This is a genomic window from Pseudomonas sp. rhizo25 (assembly GCF_031931935.1).
Lineage (GTDB): Bacteria > Pseudomonadota > Gammaproteobacteria > Pseudomonadales > Pseudomonadaceae > Aquipseudomonas > Aquipseudomonas synxantha.
The window spans coordinates 583,153-600,605 of sequence record NZ_JAUJXA010000003.1 but is presented as its reverse complement, the minus strand read 5'-3'; the positions used below and the strand labels follow the sequence as shown (position 1 = coordinate 600,605).

At 59.1% G+C, this 17,453-nt stretch carries 15 protein-coding genes; 6 read left to right on the top strand and 9 right to left on the bottom strand.

What is annotated here, in order from left to right:
• Positions 1-244: 244 nt before the first annotated feature.
• Together QZR30_RS09690 and lpxO are read left to right on the top strand one after the other, a co-directional pair.
• Positions 245-1,579 (top strand): LPS O-antigen chain length determinant protein WzzB, encoded by a 1,335-nt coding sequence (locus tag QZR30_RS09690; RefSeq protein WP_046068015.1) that lies wholly within the window; start codon positions 245-247, stop codon positions 1,577-1,579.
• A 262-nt stretch (positions 1,580-1,841) separates the two neighbouring features.
• Positions 1,842-2,741, top strand: coding sequence for a lipid A hydroxylase LpxO (gene lpxO, locus QZR30_RS09685; RefSeq protein WP_059397409.1), 900 nt, complete (start codon positions 1,842-1,844; stop codon positions 2,739-2,741).
• Positions 2,742-2,758: 17 nt separating this feature from the next.
• Here lpxO and ligD read toward each other — a convergent pair whose 3' ends face one another.
• Together ligD and ku are read right to left on the bottom strand one after the other, a co-directional pair.
• Positions 2,759-5,257, bottom strand: a complete 2,499-nt coding sequence (gene ligD / locus QZR30_RS09680) for a DNA ligase D (protein WP_311903245.1) — start codon at positions 5,255-5,257, stop codon at positions 2,759-2,761.
• A 24-nt stretch (positions 5,258-5,281) separates the two neighbouring features.
• Complete coding sequence (gene ku, locus QZR30_RS09675; protein WP_046068018.1) at positions 5,282-6,121, bottom strand: non-homologous end joining protein Ku; 840 nt, start codon at positions 6,119-6,121, stop codon at positions 5,282-5,284.
• A 185-nt stretch (positions 6,122-6,306) separates the two neighbouring features.
• On the opposite strand from ku, the gene QZR30_RS09670 reads away from it, so the two are divergent.
• Positions 6,307-6,621: a hypothetical protein gene (locus QZR30_RS09670; RefSeq protein ID WP_046068019.1), complete on the top strand. Its 315-nt coding sequence runs from the start codon at positions 6,307-6,309 to the stop codon at positions 6,619-6,621.
• Positions 6,622-6,632: 11 nt separating this feature from the next.
• Positions 6,633-7,790 (top strand): PQQ-dependent sugar dehydrogenase, encoded by a 1,158-nt coding sequence (locus tag QZR30_RS09665; RefSeq protein ID WP_046068020.1) that lies wholly within the window; start codon positions 6,633-6,635, stop codon positions 7,788-7,790.
• 69 nt (positions 7,791-7,859) lie between these two features.
• Here the strand turns inward: QZR30_RS09665 and QZR30_RS09660 are convergent, their stop codons facing one another.
• The gene (locus QZR30_RS09660) at positions 7,860-8,339 is read right to left on the bottom strand and encodes a nuclear transport factor 2 family protein (RefSeq protein ID WP_046068021.1); all 480 of its coding nucleotides are present in this window, start codon (positions 8,337-8,339) and stop codon (positions 7,860-7,862) included.
• Positions 8,340-8,394: 55 nt separating this feature from the next.
• A complete protein-coding gene (locus QZR30_RS09655) occupies positions 8,395-8,958 on the bottom strand; it encodes a TetR/AcrR family transcriptional regulator (RefSeq protein WP_056845939.1) in 564 nt (187 codons plus the stop codon).
• A gap of 125 nt (positions 8,959-9,083) precedes the next feature.
• Here QZR30_RS09655 and pssA point away from each other — a divergent pair, with 125 nt between their 5' ends.
• Positions 9,084-10,427: a CDP-diacylglycerol--serine O-phosphatidyltransferase gene (pssA, locus tag QZR30_RS09650; RefSeq protein WP_046068022.1), complete on the top strand. Its 1,344-nt coding sequence runs from the start codon at positions 9,084-9,086 to the stop codon at positions 10,425-10,427.
• A 73-nt stretch (positions 10,428-10,500) separates the two neighbouring features.
• On the opposite strand, the gene efeO (QZR30_RS09645) is transcribed toward pssA, so the two are convergent.
• Genes efeO (QZR30_RS09645) through efeU form a run of 4 tightly spaced genes read right to left on the bottom strand, consistent with a single transcriptional unit; the run spans position 10,501 to position 14,720 of the window.
• Complete coding sequence (gene efeO / locus QZR30_RS09645; protein WP_046068023.1) at positions 10,501-11,319, bottom strand: iron uptake system protein EfeO; 819 nt, start codon at positions 11,317-11,319, stop codon at positions 10,501-10,503.
• A 24-nt stretch (positions 11,320-11,343) separates the two neighbouring features.
• A complete protein-coding gene (efeB, locus tag QZR30_RS09640) occupies positions 11,344-12,648 on the bottom strand; it encodes an iron uptake transporter deferrochelatase/peroxidase subunit (RefSeq protein WP_056845940.1) in 1,305 nt (434 codons plus the stop codon).
• A 13-nt stretch (positions 12,649-12,661) separates the two neighbouring features.
• Positions 12,662-13,864, bottom strand: a complete 1,203-nt coding sequence (efeO, locus tag QZR30_RS09635; protein WP_311903244.1) for an iron uptake system protein EfeO — start codon at positions 13,862-13,864, stop codon at positions 12,662-12,664.
• Positions 13,865-13,874: 10 nt separating this feature from the next.
• A complete protein-coding gene (gene efeU, locus QZR30_RS09630; protein WP_059397407.1) occupies positions 13,875-14,720 on the bottom strand; it encodes an iron uptake transporter permease EfeU in 846 nt (281 codons plus the stop codon).
• Between the two features lie 169 nt (positions 14,721-14,889).
• On the opposite strand from efeU, the gene QZR30_RS09625 reads away from it, so the two are divergent.
• Complete coding sequence (locus QZR30_RS09625) at positions 14,890-15,912, top strand: AraC family transcriptional regulator (RefSeq protein WP_046068026.1); 1,023 nt, start codon at positions 14,890-14,892, stop codon at positions 15,910-15,912.
• 285 nt (positions 15,913-16,197) lie between these two features.
• Here the strand turns inward: QZR30_RS09625 and QZR30_RS09620 are convergent, their stop codons facing one another.
• Positions 16,198-16,911, bottom strand: coding sequence for a zinc-dependent metalloprotease family protein (locus QZR30_RS09620; protein ID WP_311903243.1), 714 nt, complete (start codon positions 16,909-16,911; stop codon positions 16,198-16,200).
• Positions 16,912-17,453: the final 542 nt, after the last annotated feature.

The following is a 17,453-nucleotide window of genomic DNA, read 5'->3' as shown; positions in this document are numbered from 1 at the left end:
TTTGACAGCATTTTCATGTTGTATTGACTACGATGGTATTGAGGTTAGTCCGACATGGCTGTTTCATTTGGACTACTCATCGATATAAAACCGAAATAATCCTCCAAGCTGTGGGATATTTCAGCGGACTAAGTGGTCAGATCGCCATTGGTCCGCCGCAGCCAGGGCGTTGTCCCTGATTTTTGAAGTCATTCGGACTTCTGAGAATGATGGCCTTTTAGTATTATTTTAAGGTGTTCTTATTTTGAATCGAACTTCCCCACTCCCGCCTTCCGCAGCGTCTGATGAAATTGATCTGTTTGAACTGTTTCACGCCATTTGGCGGCAAAAGAAGCTCGTCATCGGTTGTACGCTTTTGGCAGGTGTATTAGGTGCGGGGTATGCCTTCCTGGCGCCCAAGACGTATGAAGTCAGCAGTGTGCTGCGACCTGCGGCAATCAACGAACTGGATGCCTTGAACCGTTCGGAAGTTTATAAGTTGCCTCCCGCTGATGCGTTGCTGAAGGTAGGCGCCCAGTTGGATTCCTACGAGGCCCGTCTAGGCTTCTTCAAGGACCATGAAGAGTTGTTCAAGGCGTTCAAAAAACCGGGACAAAGCCTTGAGCAGAGCTTTGAGGAGTTCAACCGCAATTCCGTCAATCTGATCCTGCCCGACCCGAAGAAATCCGATTCGCTGAGCAACTATATCCGCCTGGAGCTGCAATACCCGGCCGACGTCGATGGCGTCGCGATCCTCAACGGTTTTGTGGACTACGCCATTGCCGCGGAACGCCAGCAAGTCGGTGCCGATCTCAAGGTCATCGTCAATAACCGCTTGACCGAGCTCAAGGGCAAGATCGACGCCGCCCGCTCCAACTACGATACCGACAAGGAGTCCAAGATTGCCAAGCTGCTTGAGGCTGACCGTCTCAAGCGCGCCCAGCTACAGGACGAACTCAGCGCGCTGCGCCTGCAGATGAAGATGGAGCGCACCAATCGCCTGGCCGAGCTGGCGGAAGCCATCAGCATTGCCAAGTCCATGGGTATCCGCACACCGACCACGCCGTCCTCCATGGCCGACGCCACGCGCAGTTCGGGCCAGGTCATGCGCACCGAGGTGAACAATCAGAAGATCCCGCTGTATTTCATGGGCACTGAAGCATTGGAGGCCGAACGCGCCGCATTGCAACAGCGTACCAGCGATGATTTCACCAACCCGCGCATTGCCGAGATCGGCAAGGAGTTGCAACTGCTGGAAAGCAACCGCGAGGTCGAGGTGTTGCGCAAGCGGGGCAATGAAGACATCTTCCTGCAGGACGTAGAGCCGCTTCGCGCTGAAGTCGCCAGGTTGCGCGGCTTGAACATTGACATGAGCAATCTGAAGCTGGTGACGATCGACCGCCGTGCCCAGGAACCTTTATCGCCGGTCAAGCCGAAAAAACCGCTGGTGATCGCCTTGAGTCTGGTCGGTGGCATGCTGCTTGGCCTGATGATCGCGCTGATCCGCTACTTCATCCGTAGCCGTAGCCAGGCGTTACCTTATACGGCATTGGGTGATAGCAGTTTTGCCCGTCGCGAGGGTAAAGACGAGTCCTTGTAATTGTGACTGCCCAGAAACAGGCGGGCGCAAAGGCCCGCCTGCTCATACCCCCAGCACAATCAGTGGACAGGTTTTCACAATTCTTAGTTAACCTTTGGTTACAAAGTGTGGCTAAATAACGGCCAGTGGTTCCACGCCGAGGGGTTGCCCGACCGGTCGTGCCGCCTGTATGTGAATTGTGATTTCAGGTGCTGCTTATCATCCTCGGCCGTTGTGGGCCCGCAGGTGCAGCCTGTTCTCTCCCTGACTTGTGACGAATCCCTTGAAACTCATCATTGTTGCTCTCTACGTTGCCTCCATTGCGTATGTACACCTGCGCGGCCGGGTGCGGCACAAGCTGGGGCGCCAGCTTAGCGATCACTCGACGTTCCTGGCGCCGGTCAACTGCTTTCTGTACCTGTTCTCCAAGCAGCCAAGCCGCCCCTATCTCTCACCCAGCGACTTTCCGGAGCTGAGCCCTTTGCAGGAACATTGGGAGCAAATCCGCCAGGAAGGCCAGAACCTGATGAGGGCAGGGGAGATCAAGCGTTCGGACCAGTACAACGACGTGGGTTTCAACTCGTTCTTCAAGTCGGGCTGGAAACGCTTCTATCTCAAGTGGTACGGCGACAGCCACCCCTCGGCGATGAAGCTATGCCCACGCACCACCGAGTTGGTGCAAAGCATCGGCTCGATCAAGGCCGCCATGTTCGCCGAGCTGCCGCCAGGCTCCAAGCTGGTGCGCCACCGTGACCCGTACGCAGGCTCCTATCGCTACCACTTGGGGCTGGATACGCCCAACGACCCGGGCTGCTACATCAATGTGGATGGCGAGAGTTATTACTGGCGCGACGGCGAGCCGGTGATGTTCGATGAGACCTACATCCACTATGCGGAAAATACCACCGCGCAGAACCGCATCATCCTGTTCTGCGATATCGAACGCCCGATGAAATACCGCTGGGCGGCGGCGTTCAACCGCTGGTTCAGTCGCAACGTGATGGCGGCGGCGGGTTCGCCCAATGACGAGGGTGACAAGACCGGTGGCCTGAACCGTGCCTTTACCCGCCTGTACAAGATCCGCCTGCGCGGCAAAGAACTCAAGAAGCGTAACCGCACACGTTACTACCTGGAAAAATGGGCGATCTTTGCCGGCTTGGCGCTGATCTTCATTCTTATCTGAACTTGGTAGGGCGCGAATCACTGCGGTGGCTTCGCGCCCAGCCTGTCCCACATCTTTTTGCTGATCTTCTGTCGATTGGCGTAGCCGGCCCACGCATCCTCCTTCAGACCCTGCAGCCGCTCGTGCAGGTTCGCCACCGTCCACTGCTGGGCGCCACGCAAGTCTTTCAATTCATCCCGACTGACCGGCACCGACACCGGCAAGCCCGGCCGCGCCCGCACGGAATAAGCTGCCACGGTACTGGCGCCGCGGGCGTTGCGCAGGTAATCGATAAAGATCTTGCCCACGCGGTTTTTTGGGCCGCTGGTGGCGGTGAAACGCTCCGGCAGCTGCTGGGTCATGAACTGGGCCATTGCCTTGGCGAATGCTTTCACGGTGTCCCAGCCATCGCGCCGGGCCAGCGGCACAATCAGGTGCAGGCCTTTGCCGCCGCTGGTCTTGACGAAGGCTTGCAAACCCAGTTCATCGAGTACCGACAAGGTCAACTGTGCCGCCTCCAGCATGGCTTTCCACGGCAAGGCCGGATCCGGGTCGAGGTCCAGCACGAACAGGTCGGGGGTTTCAATCTTGTCCGTCGTGGCGCCCCAGGTATGCAACTCGACGGTGCCCATTTGCACAGCGCCGACCAACGCGTCCTGGCTGTCGATTTCCATCAGGCGCGCGTGGCCAGGGTCCAGCGCCTGGTCAAGTTGCTTGATGTGGGGAATGGCCATGCGCTCGGAGTGCTTCTGAAAGAACTGTTCGCCCTCAATGCCTTCTGGTGCCCTGAGCAGCGACACGGGCCGGCTGCGCAGGAATGGCAAGATCCATTGGCTGATGCCGGCATAGAACTGTGCCAGTTGCTGTTTCTGCGTGCCGCTTTGTGTGTCGATGACGCGCTCGGGGTGGGTGACTTTCACCCCACTCTCGGTGGTTTTTGCCTTGGGCTTCTTGGGCTTCTCCAGGAATTTTGCCGTGCGTGGTTGTTCATGGATGATCTGTGCGGCGGGCTTATCCGTGCGTAAACCGAGAAACGCCGCCTGGCGCACCACACCCTCACGGGTCCACTCAGTAAATTGCACTTCGCCCACCAGCGTCGGCTCAACCCAATGCACGCCTCGGGCCTGAGCGCTGGTCAGTGGCTTTTCCAGTGGCGAGGTTTTGCGTTCAAGGGCGGTGAGTTTGGCGTAGATGCTCTTCAGCGCCGCCTGATCAAAGCCGGTGCCTACACGCCCGGCGTAAACCAGCCCGTTGTCGTCGTTGACCGCCAGCAACAGTGCGCCAAACCCACTGCGCGAACCTTGCGGGCGGGTGTAGCCGACAATCACGAACTCCTGGCGCAAGCGGCATTTGAGCTTGATCCAGTCGGCGCTGCGGCTTGATACGTAGAGGCTGCCGGCGCGCTTGCCGATCACACCTTCGAGGGCCAGGTCACAGGCACTTTCGAAGATATCGCGCTGGTTGGCGGCGAAAGCTTCGGAGAAGCGCAGCAGCTTGCTACGGCTGCCGGAAAGCGCCGACTTGAGGGCGGCCCGGCGTTCTTCTACCGCCACGTTGCGCAGGTCTTGCCCATCGAGGAAGGGCGCATCGAACAGGTAATAGACGATATCCAGGCTGCGGCCAATATCGAAGGCATTCTGCAGCGCCTGGAAATCCGGCAGACCGTCGGCGTTGAGACTGACGACTTCACCGTCCAGCCAACTGTCCTTGAGCTTGAGCGCCTCCAACGCTTTCACCTGGCGGGGCAAGCGCTCGGTCCAATCGTTGCCGTTGCGGGTAAACAGGCGCACCTCACCGTCGCGGATACGTGCCAGCATGCGGTAGCCGTCGAATTTGATCTCGTACAGCCAGTCGCCAGCAGGGGCGCGGTCGACCAGGGTTGCCAGTTGCGGGGAGAACTGGTCTGGAAGGGCGGAGGTTGCTTTCTTGGGTTTTGCAGCTTTCCTGGTTTTGCTGGCGGCCTTGACTTTGCCCACCGAGGCGTCGCTGAGCACACTGTCGGGCTGGGCCCGGACGATATCGTAGTCGGCCGCCGGGCGGGCCTGCTGGTCTTTTTCCTTGATCAGCAACCATTGCTCCTTGTCGCCGCTGCCTTTGAGCCGGGTGCGCACCAGGGCCCAGTCCCCCGAGAGTTTCTCACCAACCAGAGTGAACTTGAGTTTGCCGGCTGCGTAGGCCTTGTGCGGATCATCATGGGGTTGCCATAAGCCACGGTCCCACACGATTACATCCCCGGCGCCGTATTGGCCGGCGGGAATGCTGCCCTCGAAACTGCCGTAGCTCAGGGGATGGTCCTCGACATGCACCGCCAGGCGCTTCTGGGTCGGATCCAGGCTCGGGCCCTTGGGCACGGCCCAGCTCAACAGCACACCGTCGAGCTCCAAGCGAAAGTCATAGTGCAGATTGCGCGCATCATGCTTCTGGATTACAAAACTCAGGGCCGAGGTTTTGCGCTTTGTGGCTGGTGAACTGCCGGCCGGTTCGGCGGTGATCTCAAAATCGCGTTTGCGGTTGTACTCGCTCAGGGGCTTTGCCATGTCATTCTCCAACCGATGGCGGACTCAAGAGGCTTTTTTACTGGACTTTTTTGCGGCGGGCTTCTTGGCTGCCGGTTTGCCCGCCAGACTACGCTTGAGCAATTCCGTCAGGTCGATTACGTCGGCAGATTTGCGCTCTTCGCTGCCCTCGGCCGTTTCTACATCTTCGATCTTGCCAGCCTTGGCCTTCTTCGCCACCAGCGCCATGATCTTGTCCTGGAAACTGTCGCGGTACTCATCGGGCTGCCAGTCGGCGCTCATGTCTTCCACCAGGCGCTTGGCCATGTCCAGTTCGCCCTTGGCCAAAGTCGGCTTGGTCACATCGCTGCCCAGTTCCAGCTCATCCAGGCTGCGCACTTCGGCAGGCCAGCGCAACATCACCAGCACCAGGGCCGACTCCAACGGCATCAACGCGGCCAGGTGCTGTTTGGTGTGCAGCACGACATTGGCCAGGGCGACCTTGCCGGTTTTCTTCAGGGTTTCACGCAGCAGCGCATAGACCTTGCCGCCGCGTTTGTCCGGGGCCAGGAAATACGGCGTGTCGATGTTTTGCAGCGGGATCTGGTCGCTGGCGACGAAGGCGATGATCTCGATAGTCTGTGTCGACTTGGGGTGGGCCGAGCGAATTTCATCTTCGCTGAGCACCACGTAGCGACCTTTTTCATAGGCGACGCCCTTGACGATATTCTCCTTGGTGACGTCCTTGCCGGTGGTCTTGTTGATGCGCTTATAGCCCACCGGGTCCATGCTGCGCTTGTCCAGCCAGTCGAAATCGACACCCTGGGATGACGTGGCCGAGACCAGCGATACCGGGATGTGAACCAAGCCGAAACTGATAGCGCCTTTCCAGATTGCCCGCGGCATAGATGCAACTCCTTAACGAAGAGACTGTGTTCTGGTGACTCATGGGCCAGGACAAAAGTTTCGACGAGCAGATGCTCGGACAGATCGTGTTACACCTGATGAGAAACTATTTAGTGTCACAACGCGAACCCTCGGGGTAGCGTGTTATCGAACGCAGGTAGTACTCGGCATAGAGAGGTTTGGTCATGAACCGTTGTGTACGTCATCTTGCAGTACTCGCGCTGGGTCTGGCCCTGGCGCCATTGGCCCAGGCGCAAAACCTGCCGGGCCGTTACGACACCAATAACAGCCCGATTCATCGCGCCAACCCCAACAGTATGCAGGGCACCCAGCCCAATGCGCCGGCTGTTCGTGGAATCCAGACTACCCCGACCAGCCCCCGACCGACTGTGGAAAACGGCGGCATCGGCAACCGTTATCCGAGGCAGGAAGCGGCCCCGAGCCGTCCGGCCACCGAACCCAAAGCGCCCACCTATGATGCCAACGGCAATCGCCGCTAAGGACTCGTCCTATGTTGCTACGCAAAACCCTGTTGGCCGCATTGTGCGCCACCGTGCTTCTGCCGTTGAGCGCGGTACACGCCGCCGATAGCCAGCAATTTCCCAGTGAGCAAGGCAGCGTCACCGCCGCGCCGATCGCCAAGGGCCTGGACCACCCGTGGGCGCTGGCGTTCCTGCCAGACCAGCAAGGTTTCCTGGTGACCGAGCGTCCCGGGCACCTGCGCTTTGTCAGCCCTGACGGCAAGCTTTCCGCGCCATTGACGGGCGTGCCGCAGGTATGGGCCAAAGGGCAGGGCGGCTTGCTCGATGTGGTGCTGTCGCCGGACTTCAAGCAGGACCGTATGGTCTACCTGTCTTACGCCGAAGGGGGCGGTGAAGGCGGTAAAGCCGGAACCGCCGTAGGGCGCGGGCGTCTGGCTGACGACTTGAGCGGCCTGAAGGATTTCAAGGTCATCTTGCGCCAGGAGCCCAAGCTGTCCACCGGCAATCATTTTGGTTCGCGGCTGGCGTTTGACCGTGACGGCTACCTGTTCGTGACCCTGGGAGAGAACAACGACCGCCCGACGGCCCAGGATCTGGATAAATTGCAGGGTAAGGTCGTGCGCATCTATCCGGATGGCCGCGTACCCGATGACAATCCCTTCGTCGGCCAGCCCGGTGTACGTCCCGAGATCTGGTCCTACGGCCAGCGCAACCCCCAAGGCCTGGCGCTGAACCCGTGGAGCGGCACGATCTGGGAAAACGAACACGGCCCCCGTGGCGGTGATGAAGTCAATATCATCGAACGTGGCAAGAATTATGGCTGGCCGCTGGCGACCCATGGCATCAACTATTCCCTGCTGCCTATTCCCGAAGCCAAGGGCAAGACGGTGGAAGGCACTGTGGCGCCGCACCATGTGTGGGAGAAGTCCCCGGGCATCAGCGGCATGGCGTTCTATGATGCCGACCGCTTCAAGGCCTGGCAGCACAACGTGTTTATTGGCGCGCTGGTCAGCCAGGAACTGATTCGGTTGCAGTTCGATGGCGACAAAGTAGTTCATGAGGAACGCTTGCTGGGCGAGTTGAAAGCGCGGATTCGCGACGTGCGGCAGGGGCCGGATGGCTTTCTGTATGTGCTGACCGATGAAGATGATGGCGTGCTGTATCGGGTCGGGCTCAATCAGGACTGATTACGCTCGTGTGGGAGAGGGCAAGCCCCCTCCCACATTTGAATCTCACCTGGTTGCAGAACGGGAGTGTTACAGGCCCAAGTCCGACAACCCCGGATGATCATCCGGGCGACGACCCAGCGGCCAGTGGAACTTGCGTTCGCTTTCCTGGATAGGCCTGTCGTTGATGCAGGCAAAGCGGTTGGCCATCAGGCCGTTCTCATCGAACTCCCAGTTTTCATTGCCGTAGGAACGGAACCAGTTGCCCGAGTCATCGTGCCATTCATAGGCATAACGCACGGCAATGCGGTTGCCGGTGAACGCCCACAGTTCCTTGATCAATCGGTAATCCAGCTCCTTGGCCCATTTGCGCGCCAGGAACTGCTTGGCTTCTTCGCGGCTGTGGGCAAATTCAGCGCGGTTACGCCACTGCGTGTCCAGGGTGTAGGCCAGGGACACGCGCTGCGGGTCGCGGGAGTTCCAGCCGTCTTCGGCCAAGCGGACTTTTTCAATGGCCGACTCGCGGGTAAACGGCGGCAGGGGCGGACGGACTTCTGTTTGTGCTGACATTGGGCGGCTCCTGAATACAATTAAGTTAGATCGAAAGTTGCCTGGCCAGTGGGGTTCAAAGTTGCAATAACGTTCGCGCCATGCATTGCGCATTATCGGCAGCTGTTGAATCGCCCATGACCAGGGCAACGGTAATGGCGCCATCGATCAGGATCAGCAGTTGCGCGGCCTGCCGTTCCGGGTCGGGGGTGCCATGTGCTTGGCACAGCTCAAGTGCGTACTCGAACAGTTTTTGTTTATGCGCTTTGGCCAGCAGGCGAACCGGGTCTTGCGCGTTGCCGGTTTCACCACTGGTATTGATAAAGGCGCAGCCACGGAAGTCCGCCGAGCCGAACCAGCGCCTGAGGGCGTCGAACAGCGCCAGCAGGCGCTCGCCGCTGCCTTCACTACGCTCTACTTCGTCGCGCAACCATTGCATCCAGCGCTCGTCGCGGCGTTGCAGGGCGGCAATCACCAACTCGTCCTTGTTGGCGAAGTAGCGATAGATGCTTTTTCTCGACACGCCGGCGGTTTTCACCAGCAAGTCCATGCCGGTGGCGGCAATGCCATGCCGATAGATCAACTTCTCGGTCACGTCGAGGATAATGTCGCGGGTTTCACTGCTGGCTATATCATTCATGCCGAACAAAGTAGAACGATCGTTCTTCATGGTCAAGCGGCGTTTTTCATTTGTCGATGACGAGACCTGAGCCGCCCCATGGTGTAAGCTCGGGGCCTCTTCGGATTCGACCCATTGCGAGCCCTATGCCGACGTTCTTCAAACGTTCCCTGTTGCCCAAGCTGCGCGGTTTTCCATTGTCCCCCGAGGCCATCGAGGTGCTGCCCAGCGCTGACGCGTATCGTCGCTGCCTGCTGGAGAAAATCGCCCAGGCCACGCGGCGTATCTACATTGTTGCGCTGTACTTGCAACAGGACGAAGCGGGGCAGGAAATCTACGACGCCCTGCACGCTGCCAAGGCTGCAAGACCCGAATTGGATATCGTGGTGATGGTTGACTGGCTGCGGGCCCAGCGCGGGTTAATCGGCGCCGGCAAGCAACCGGGCAACAGCGCCTGGTACCAGGCGATGACGCAAAGCCACGCCAGCGAAGTGCCGGTGTATGGCGTGCCAGTGCAAACCCGCGAGCTGTTCGGCGTGTTGCACCTCAAGGGCTTTGTCATTGATGACAGCGTGGTGTACAGCGGTGCCAGCCTGAACAATGTGTACCTGCACAAGTTCGACAAATACCGCTTCGACCGTTACCACCTGATCCACAGCCAGGCCCTGGCCGATTCGATGCAGCACCTGGTGGAACATGGCCTGGTCGCGTCCAAGGCGGTGCATCGCCTGGACCTGCCGAACCCGCCCACCACCCGCAGCCTGCGCAATGACATCGGCGACCTGCGCAGCCGCCTCAAGCATGCGGCCTATGACACCACGGCAGGGCAGTTGCCCAACGGCCACCTGTCAGTCAGCCCGTTGCTCGGTGTCGGCAAGAATAACCCGCTGAGCCGGGTGATCCTCGAGCTGATCGCCAGCGCCCAGCAGCAACTGATCATCTGCACGCCTTACTTCAACCTGCCATTGCCGGTGACCCGCGAGATCAACCGCGCCTTGGCGCGTGGGGTGAAGATCGACATCGTGGTCGGCGACAAGACCGCCAACGACTTCTACATTCCGCCCAGCGAGCCGTTCAAGGTGATTGCGGCATTGCCGTACCTGTACGAGATCAGCCTGCGGCGTTTTGCCAAGCGACACCAGCCAATGATCGACAGCGGCCAGTTGAACCTGCACCTGTGGCACGATGGCGACAACACTTACCACCTCAAAGGCTTGTGGGTTGACCAGCGCTACACTTTGCTTACCGGCAACAACCTCAACCCTCGGGCGTTCCGCCTCGATCTGGAAAACGGCTTGTTGATCGACGATCCCAAAGGCCAATGGCTGGCGCCGCGGCGTACCGAGTTGACGCAGATTTTCCAGCACACCACGCGTATCCAGGGTTACCAGCAGTTGCAGACGCTGGTGGATTATCCGCCAGCGGTGGGCAAGTTCCTGCGCCGGGTCAGCCGGGTGCGCATCGAGCGTTTGCTGTACCGCATCCTGTAGCCGAATAAGCCACGGGTAAAAAAACACCCAGGCCCCTCAACGGGACCTGGGTGTTTTTTTTTGCGCGAAGCGCTTAGTTCAAGCCCAACTTGCCGCGCAGCATCGACAGGTCTTCAGCCAGGGTGTTGACCGGGCCGACCAGCGCCTTGCGGTCGTTGTCCTTGACCTTGTCGTAGGTCTCGAAGCCGCCATCCTGGGTCTTGTACTTGGCCAGGATCTTGTTGACGGTGGCGAAGTTCTTGTCGACCTTGGCCAGGAAGGCCTGGTCTTGCTGGCCGATCTGGCCACGGAACAGGTCGACGATTTTCTTCGCGCCATCGATGTTGCCCTGGAAGTCATACAAGTCGGTATGGCTGTAGCGATCTTCCTCGCCGGAGATCTTGGTAGCGGCGACTTCTTCCAGCAGCGCGGCGGCGCCGCCGACGACTTTTTCCGGCGGGAAGGTCAAGCCGTCGACGCGGGTCTGGAGATCATTCACATCGGTGTTGAGCTTGGCGGTCAGTGCCTCCAGGCCCTGGGTCGAGTTCTGCGCGAACAGCGCGTATTCAATCCGGTGAAAGCCGGTGAAGTCTTCGGCCGTCACACCTTTTTCATGGTCATCGACACGCGAATCGATGGACGCGTCGAGGTCGCTGAACAGCTCGGCGATCGGCTCGATGGCCTCATAGTGCACGCGGGTCGGCGCATAGAGCTTCTTGGCGGTGGCCAGGTCACCTTTATTGATGGCGTTGGTAAACGCTTGGGTCTGGGTGACCAGTTCGCCGATTTCCTCGGTGACATAGATCTTGTAGTCCGATACCGGGCCTACCAGGTCGAGCGGCGCGGTAGCAGCGAAGGCAGCCAGCGGCGCAAGGCTCATTAACAACGACAACGCGATAGACGACTTCTTCATGGGGGCATTCCGCTCTGGTTTGTTTTAGGTCTTGGCAGTGGTTTGGGAAGACGTTGCGGCGAGCAGCGTGCGCCCAAGGAAATCCTTGGGCCCGGTGACGCCTGGCAAGGTGAAGAAATAGCCGCCACCCACCGGCTTGAGGTATTCCTCCAGGGGCTCGCCGTTGAGCCGGGTTTGCACGCTGATAAAACCTTTCTCCAGGTCGGCCTGGTAGCAGATGAACAACAACCCCATGTCCAGCTGACCGTTTTTGTTGACGCCGTTGGAGTAGTTGAAGGGCCGGCGCAGGATCAGGTTGGCCTGGGTCTGCGGGGTGCGCGGGTTGGCCAGGCGGATATGGGCGTCGAGCTTGGTCAACTTGCCTTCCGGGTCTTTGCTGTAGTCCGGAACCTGGGTTTCATGCTGGCCATCCATGGGGGCGCCCGTGGGTTTGACGCGGCCTATGATGCTTTCCTGTTCTTGCAGCGGGGTGCGATCCCAACGCTCGACAAAGTTACGGATGATGCGCACGGCCTGGTAACTGCCATGGGCGGCCCAGGCCGGTTCGTCGCTGCCGGGTTGGACCCAGACGATCTGGTCCATGGCCTTGGCATCGTTGGAGTCCGGGTTGGCCGAACCATCGCGAAAACCCAGGAAATTGCGCGCACTCTGCGCAGGCTCGCCGGGCTTGGCCGGTGCCTGGGGCGGCACGCTGCCTTCCTGTTTCCAGCGCACCAGCAGCAGGTCGGGCAGGTTCTTTACGATGTCGCGCAGGGCGTGGATATTGGTGTCCGGCGTATTTGAGCTGAACTGCAGGCTCAGGTCGCCGTGGCATTGCGCCGGTTCCAGCGCATCGTTGGGAAAGCCGACCATGCGACTAAGGCGCTTGGGTTTGACCGCCCTGAGGCCGAAGCGCTCATCGAACAACGACTCCCCCACCGACACGGTAATGGTCAAGTTATCCGGCGACACCACCGGACCGAGGATGCCGGAATCGGTAGGTGGCAATTTCGGATCGACTTGGGGCACGGTGCCACCGCTCATCAGGAACGCGATGCGCTCGTTCAAGGTACGGAACAGCCGCTCCAGATCTTCACGGTCGCTGGCCAGTACATCGAACGCCACGACCATGCCGCAGGCCGGGCGGGGTGTGACGATGCCGCTTTGGTGCTGGCCGAAAAACGCCTGGCGGTCATGGGTCTTGTCACTGCGCGGTGCGCTGGTCACCTGCTCGGCCGCTGCGGCCATGGCTGGGCAACTCAAGCTGCTGCCGGCAATTGCCGCGCCAGTGGCGGCCATGCCCAGCAGGACGCGGCGGCGTTGGAGATCAAACTGTGGTGTATCACTCATAGTGCGGTCGTCTTCACTGCAGGCCGGAAAGGCCAAGGGCGGGGTCGATTCCATCGAGTGCGGCGGCCAGTGCCTTGGCCTTGTCGGCGATCTGCTTGCGCTGATCGTCGGTGACGCTGTCGTAACGGGCGTAGTGGTTGTCGACCTTCAATCCATTGAGCTCGGCATCGAAGGCGGTGAGCGCGCTGTCGATGTGGGGCAGCAGGTCGGCGGCGGACTTGGTCAACAATGGACGCATCAGGTCGACCACCTTGCGGGCGACCTGCAGGTTGGCGGCAAATCCATTCAGGTCAATATGGCTGTAGCGCTCCTCTTCACCGCTGACCGCGCGTACATCCGCCAGACTGTTGAGGTTGCGCACCACAATGCTGACCAATTGCTCCGGCGGCAGGGACTGGGCCAGCAGCTGTTGCTTGAGGGTGGTGACGTCGGCGACCAAGCGTTGAGCGACAGGCGCCAGGCCATCGAGGCTGCGTTGCTGGAACAGGCTGTATTCAAGGCGGTGGAAGCCGCTGAACGCAGGATCCTGCTCGCGTTTTTCAAAGTAATCGGCGCGGGCGTTGATGGCGTTATCCAGCTCGGCCAGGCGCTGGGCTGCCGGCGCCAGGCGCTGATAGGCTTCACGGGCCGGCGCATACAGCGCCTGTGCCTGTGCCAGGTCGCCGGCGTCGATGGCCTGTTGCAGGGCGGCTGCGGCCTTGATCAGGGCGTCGCCCTGGCCGCTCAGGTACACACGGAACTCCGACAGCGGACCGATAAACGCCACCATTGACGGCTTGGCCTTGGCCTGGGCGTCGGATTCAGCGGTCGGCGTCACGTGCAGCGAGCCACGGGGATTGCTCAGCAGGCCACAGGTGATCGCGTAGTCGCCGGGCTGCAGATTGGCGTTGATCACCTGGCTCAGGCCCGGTGCGATATTTTCCCGCTCTTCGACCACCAGCACGCCATCGAGGATTTCCCATTCCACAGCACGGTCGGAGCGGTTGATGATACGAAAGCTCGCACGTCCGGCCGGTACGGTAAGGGCGTTGGGCTCACAGGCGTGGGCGTGGATCGTCACCGCGATTTCATTGTGGTTGACCTGGCGTTTGGTAGCGGCCAGTTGCGAGGCGTAGTAGAACAGGCCACCGGCGGCGATCATCACCACCACCGAGCCGGCCACGCCCCAGCGCAAGGCACGGGACGGCGGGGCCGATTGAGGGGTTGGGTTGGACAAGGGACGGTCCTTACTGGCTGGAAACGGAAGAGGTCTTGGCGACGGGCTTGGCGGGGGGCGAGGGCATGAAGAACATCACCAACGCCACCACCAGGTAAATCACATAGGCACCCAGGGTGCTGACCGTCGGCGCCTCCTGGTAGCCGAACATGCCGGCCAGTACTGAGCCCAACGGGCTGTCCATCGGCAGCGCAGCGCTGAAATCGAACAGCACGGTCTGCCAGTGGTTCCACACGCCGGCCTCGTGCAGGGCCTGCACCGAGTTGGCGAGAATGCCGGCGGCCACTACGAGGATGAACAGGCCGGTCCAGCGGAAAAACGCGCCGAGGTTCAGCCGCATGCTGCCGGAATAGATCAGGAAACCGACGACGATGGCCAGGATCAGGCCGAGCAGGGCACCGACCGGCGCGCCCGGGCCTTCGCTCTGCTGGAACACGGCCAACAGGAAAAATACCGTCTCCAGGCCTTCGCGGGCCACGGCGAAAAACACCATGGCGATCAACGCGATCACTTGGTGCCTGGAGCCTGCCAGCGCATGGTCAAGGGATTCGTGCAAGGTATGCTTGATCGAACGCGCCACCTTGCGCATCCAGAACACCATGGAGCTGAGGATGCCCACGGCAACCAGGCCGACGATGCCTTCGAACAATTCCTGCTGCTTTTGCGGAAATTCCGCACTGACCAGTTCCAGACCGCCGCCCACCAGCAACGCCAGGGCCGCGGCCAGGAATACGCCGATCCACACCGCCGGCATCCACTGGCCACGGCCGGTCTGCTGCAGGTAACTGGCGATGATGCCAACGATCAAGGCGGCTTCAATGCCTTCGCGCAACATGATTAAAAACGGAACGAGCATCGGGCACCGGGGGCGTAACTAGTTAGGAAGCTAAGTTGTAACATAATGATACTCATTGCTAAACAAGAAATATTGACCTTTGCTGAACCTGGGCTGAACGGTGGTGGCGAAGCGCAACCGCCTTTATGATGCACGCCACTGAAGTAGCCGTCGGATTGGCCAACAGCTCATGTCGGAAAAAGACACCATCTCAATCCACCTCGTGCGTGAAGCCCTGTTGCAGAGCTGTGCGCCTGGGGCGGCCACCGTTGAGGCGTTAAGCAAGGTCGGGATTGATCCCGCATTACTGGAGCAGCCAAGCGCCCGGGTTGCGGCCACGGCCTATGCGCGCCTGTGGCGCTTGCTGGCGCGGCGCACGGACGATGAGTTTTTTGGCATGGACCCGCGCAAACTCAAATCCGGCAGCCTGGCGTTCCTGTGTCGCGCCGCCATGACCCAACCCAACCTGGCTGCGGGCCTGGAGACCGGCCTGGAGTTTCTGTCGCTGATGTTCGAGCGCATGCCCGCGCAGTTGGTTCGCCAACAGAGCCTGGCGGAGATCGTCCTGCTCGAACCCGAGCCGGAGCCCAAGCGTGGGTTCACCTATTTCACCTACTGGATGATCGTGCACGGCGTTGCCTGTTGGCTGGCAGGGCGTCGAATCCCAATCCTTGCCATCGAGTTGCGTTGTGCGCAGCCGGACTTCTGTGACGATTACCAGGTGATGTTTTCCGATAACCTGCGCTTTGATCGACCCCGTACCCGCATGATCTTTTCTGCGGACTGCCTGGACCTGCCGATCAAGCGCAGCCCGCAGGAGCTCCAACGTTTCCTGGCCCATGCGCCGGCCAATATTCTGGTCAAGTACCGCGACCCCGAGAGCCTTGCTACCCGCATCAAGCATAACCTTCGGCAGATGCCTCCCGACGCCTGGCCTGAAACCGACGGGCTTGCGGCTACGTTGTGCATTTCCGCGTCCACATTGCGTCGACGCCTGGCGGAAGAAGGCCAGACCTATCAGGGCCTAAAGGACAGCGTGCGCAAGGAACTGGCGATTGTGTGGCTGGCGGAACCGCAGATCAGCTTTGCCGAAATCGCCACGCGGCTGGGGTTTGCCGATGCGAGTTCGTTCTACAAGGCTTTTCGTAAGTGGTCAGGGTCCAATCCCGGGCACTATCGGAGTTTGATCTTGAACGAGCCGAGTCGGCTCTAACCGATGTGTAGACAGTGCGCCAAGATCCTCCTTAACGCACTGATAAAACGCCTTGGGCTCAAGCTCGCGCATTGAGCTTTAAATTACTTCTGGAAGAAGATACCTCTTCAGATTGATAATTTTTTTCATCAAGTTTGAGTGTGCCGGCGGCTACGGACTCCTCAGTCGCCAAGAGCCCATCCTCGGGGCTAAAAAATGATTCGATGCGCCCAATCAACCCTTTCTTTACGTGCTGCCGACGACCAGTGCATGCGTCTGCCCGACGTTAGCGATGGGCGTCGAGTATTAAGTCGCTGGGTTTTGCAAAGGATGGTTGCTGGCAAGGTTTGGGGGCTTCTTAGTAAAGGGGGGATAAAGGGTGCTTACAAATTTCTTGTCTTCTTCTGATATTGTTTTCGGCCTAAAGACCGACTCTCCGTCACTGTCAGTCTCGAAGGTGTAGTGCATTATTGAATCGTTGTCATAGGGACTTAATGTGAGTGAGCCATCGTCGGGAAGAGGTGGCGTGTCTTCTAAATCAGGATCGTCCAGGTTTCTATATGGGTGCTCATGTTCATGCTTTAGACCGAGCACATGCCCCCACTCATGCATGACCGTATCGGCTATGTGTTCCGGGGAGGCGTTTGTGCCGATGGTGACATGAGCTTTCGCGTCTGGATGAAGTGTATTTTCTGTGCCTATCCAGGCATACCCTTCTTCGCTATAAGGATCGACTTCAATTCTTACATCTGCGTCTTTGGGGTCGGCGACGAATTCAAAGTTTAGATTTACATAGGGAGCCCATTTGTTAATGTTTTCTCTGATCAATTCTTCTTCTTTTTGCGTCGTGCCAACCATGCCTATTTTTATCGTGGCGCCCTGTGGCCAAAGGTAACCAGTGTCAGCGACGCCACGCTTTTGCCTGCTCCTGGCCGAAGCTGTGGTTTGATCGTCATTTAGAATATCAGGCGTGTTATAGGTCGATGGGAGCGGTGGAGAGTGGGTTGCGTTAATATTCAATGGTAACTCCTTAGTGAACCGTCCTGGTGAAGAGCCTACATGCCAGCGTCCTATGCAAGTACGTAATAGGTGGCGGTCGCTTTCGAAATGGTTCCGTCGGGGCTTGGCTAATTCACTATCGTGCGCGGGCAAATGTTATCGGTGTCGCAGGAAATGCCCTTGTGCCTCTCAGCTCGATAAGGTTAGGTTTTACGTGCTTCAGTCAGATTTATAAGGCAGCATTATCGGAGTTTGATTTTGAACGAGCCAATTCAGTTCTAACCGCTGTTATGCAGGACTAGGACATTTCTCACTTATTCCTTCATCTGGGTATGACAGAGCGGTCCTTCTATGTTTTAGGAAGCGGCTGGCATCTTTGGCGCTTGATTTCGTGCACCGTAAGCAACGTGTTCCTACCTGCATTAGTGGGTGCTTGATATCTGCTGGGTTGATATCGAGTGTCGTGTGCTGGCAGCCGTTGCTTACCGTGAGGTGCGCTTATGGGGAAATAAAAGATCCGATATTTCGAGTGAGTATTTATTCATTATTTACTGATTTGAGGT

Excerpts from the sequence above, each read along its gene's own strand:
- ligD (WP_311903245.1), bottom strand. The coding sequence starts at position 5,257 with ATGGCAAAGCCCCTGAGCGAGTACAACCGCAAACGCGATTTTGAGATC.
- ku (WP_046068018.1), bottom strand. The coding sequence starts at position 6,121 with ATGCCGCGGGCAATCTGGAAAGGCGCTATCAGTTTCGGCTTGGTTCAC.
- QZR30_RS09670 (WP_046068019.1), top strand. The coding sequence starts at position 6,307 with ATGAACCGTTGTGTACGTCATCTTGCAGTACTCGCGCTGGGTCTGGCC.
- QZR30_RS09665 (WP_046068020.1), top strand. The coding sequence starts at position 6,633 with ATGTTGCTACGCAAAACCCTGTTGGCCGCATTGTGCGCCACCGTGCTT.
- QZR30_RS09660 (WP_046068021.1), bottom strand. The coding sequence starts at position 8,339 with ATGTCAGCACAAACAGAAGTCCGTCCGCCCCTGCCGCCGTTTACCCGC.
- QZR30_RS09655 (WP_056845939.1), bottom strand. The coding sequence starts at position 8,958 with ATGAATGATATAGCCAGCAGTGAAACCCGCGACATTATCCTCGACGTG.
- pssA (WP_046068022.1), top strand. The coding sequence starts at position 9,084 with ATGCCGACGTTCTTCAAACGTTCCCTGTTGCCCAAGCTGCGCGGTTTT.
- efeO (WP_046068023.1), bottom strand. The coding sequence starts at position 11,319 with ATGAAGAAGTCGTCTATCGCGTTGTCGTTGTTAATGAGCCTTGCGCCG.
- efeB (WP_056845940.1), bottom strand. The coding sequence starts at position 12,648 with ATGAGTGATACACCACAGTTTGATCTCCAACGCCGCCGCGTCCTGCTG.
- efeU (WP_059397407.1), bottom strand. The coding sequence starts at position 14,720 with ATGCTCGTTCCGTTTTTAATCATGTTGCGCGAAGGCATTGAAGCCGCC.
- QZR30_RS09625 (WP_046068026.1), top strand. The coding sequence starts at position 14,890 with ATGTCGGAAAAAGACACCATCTCAATCCACCTCGTGCGTGAAGCCCTG.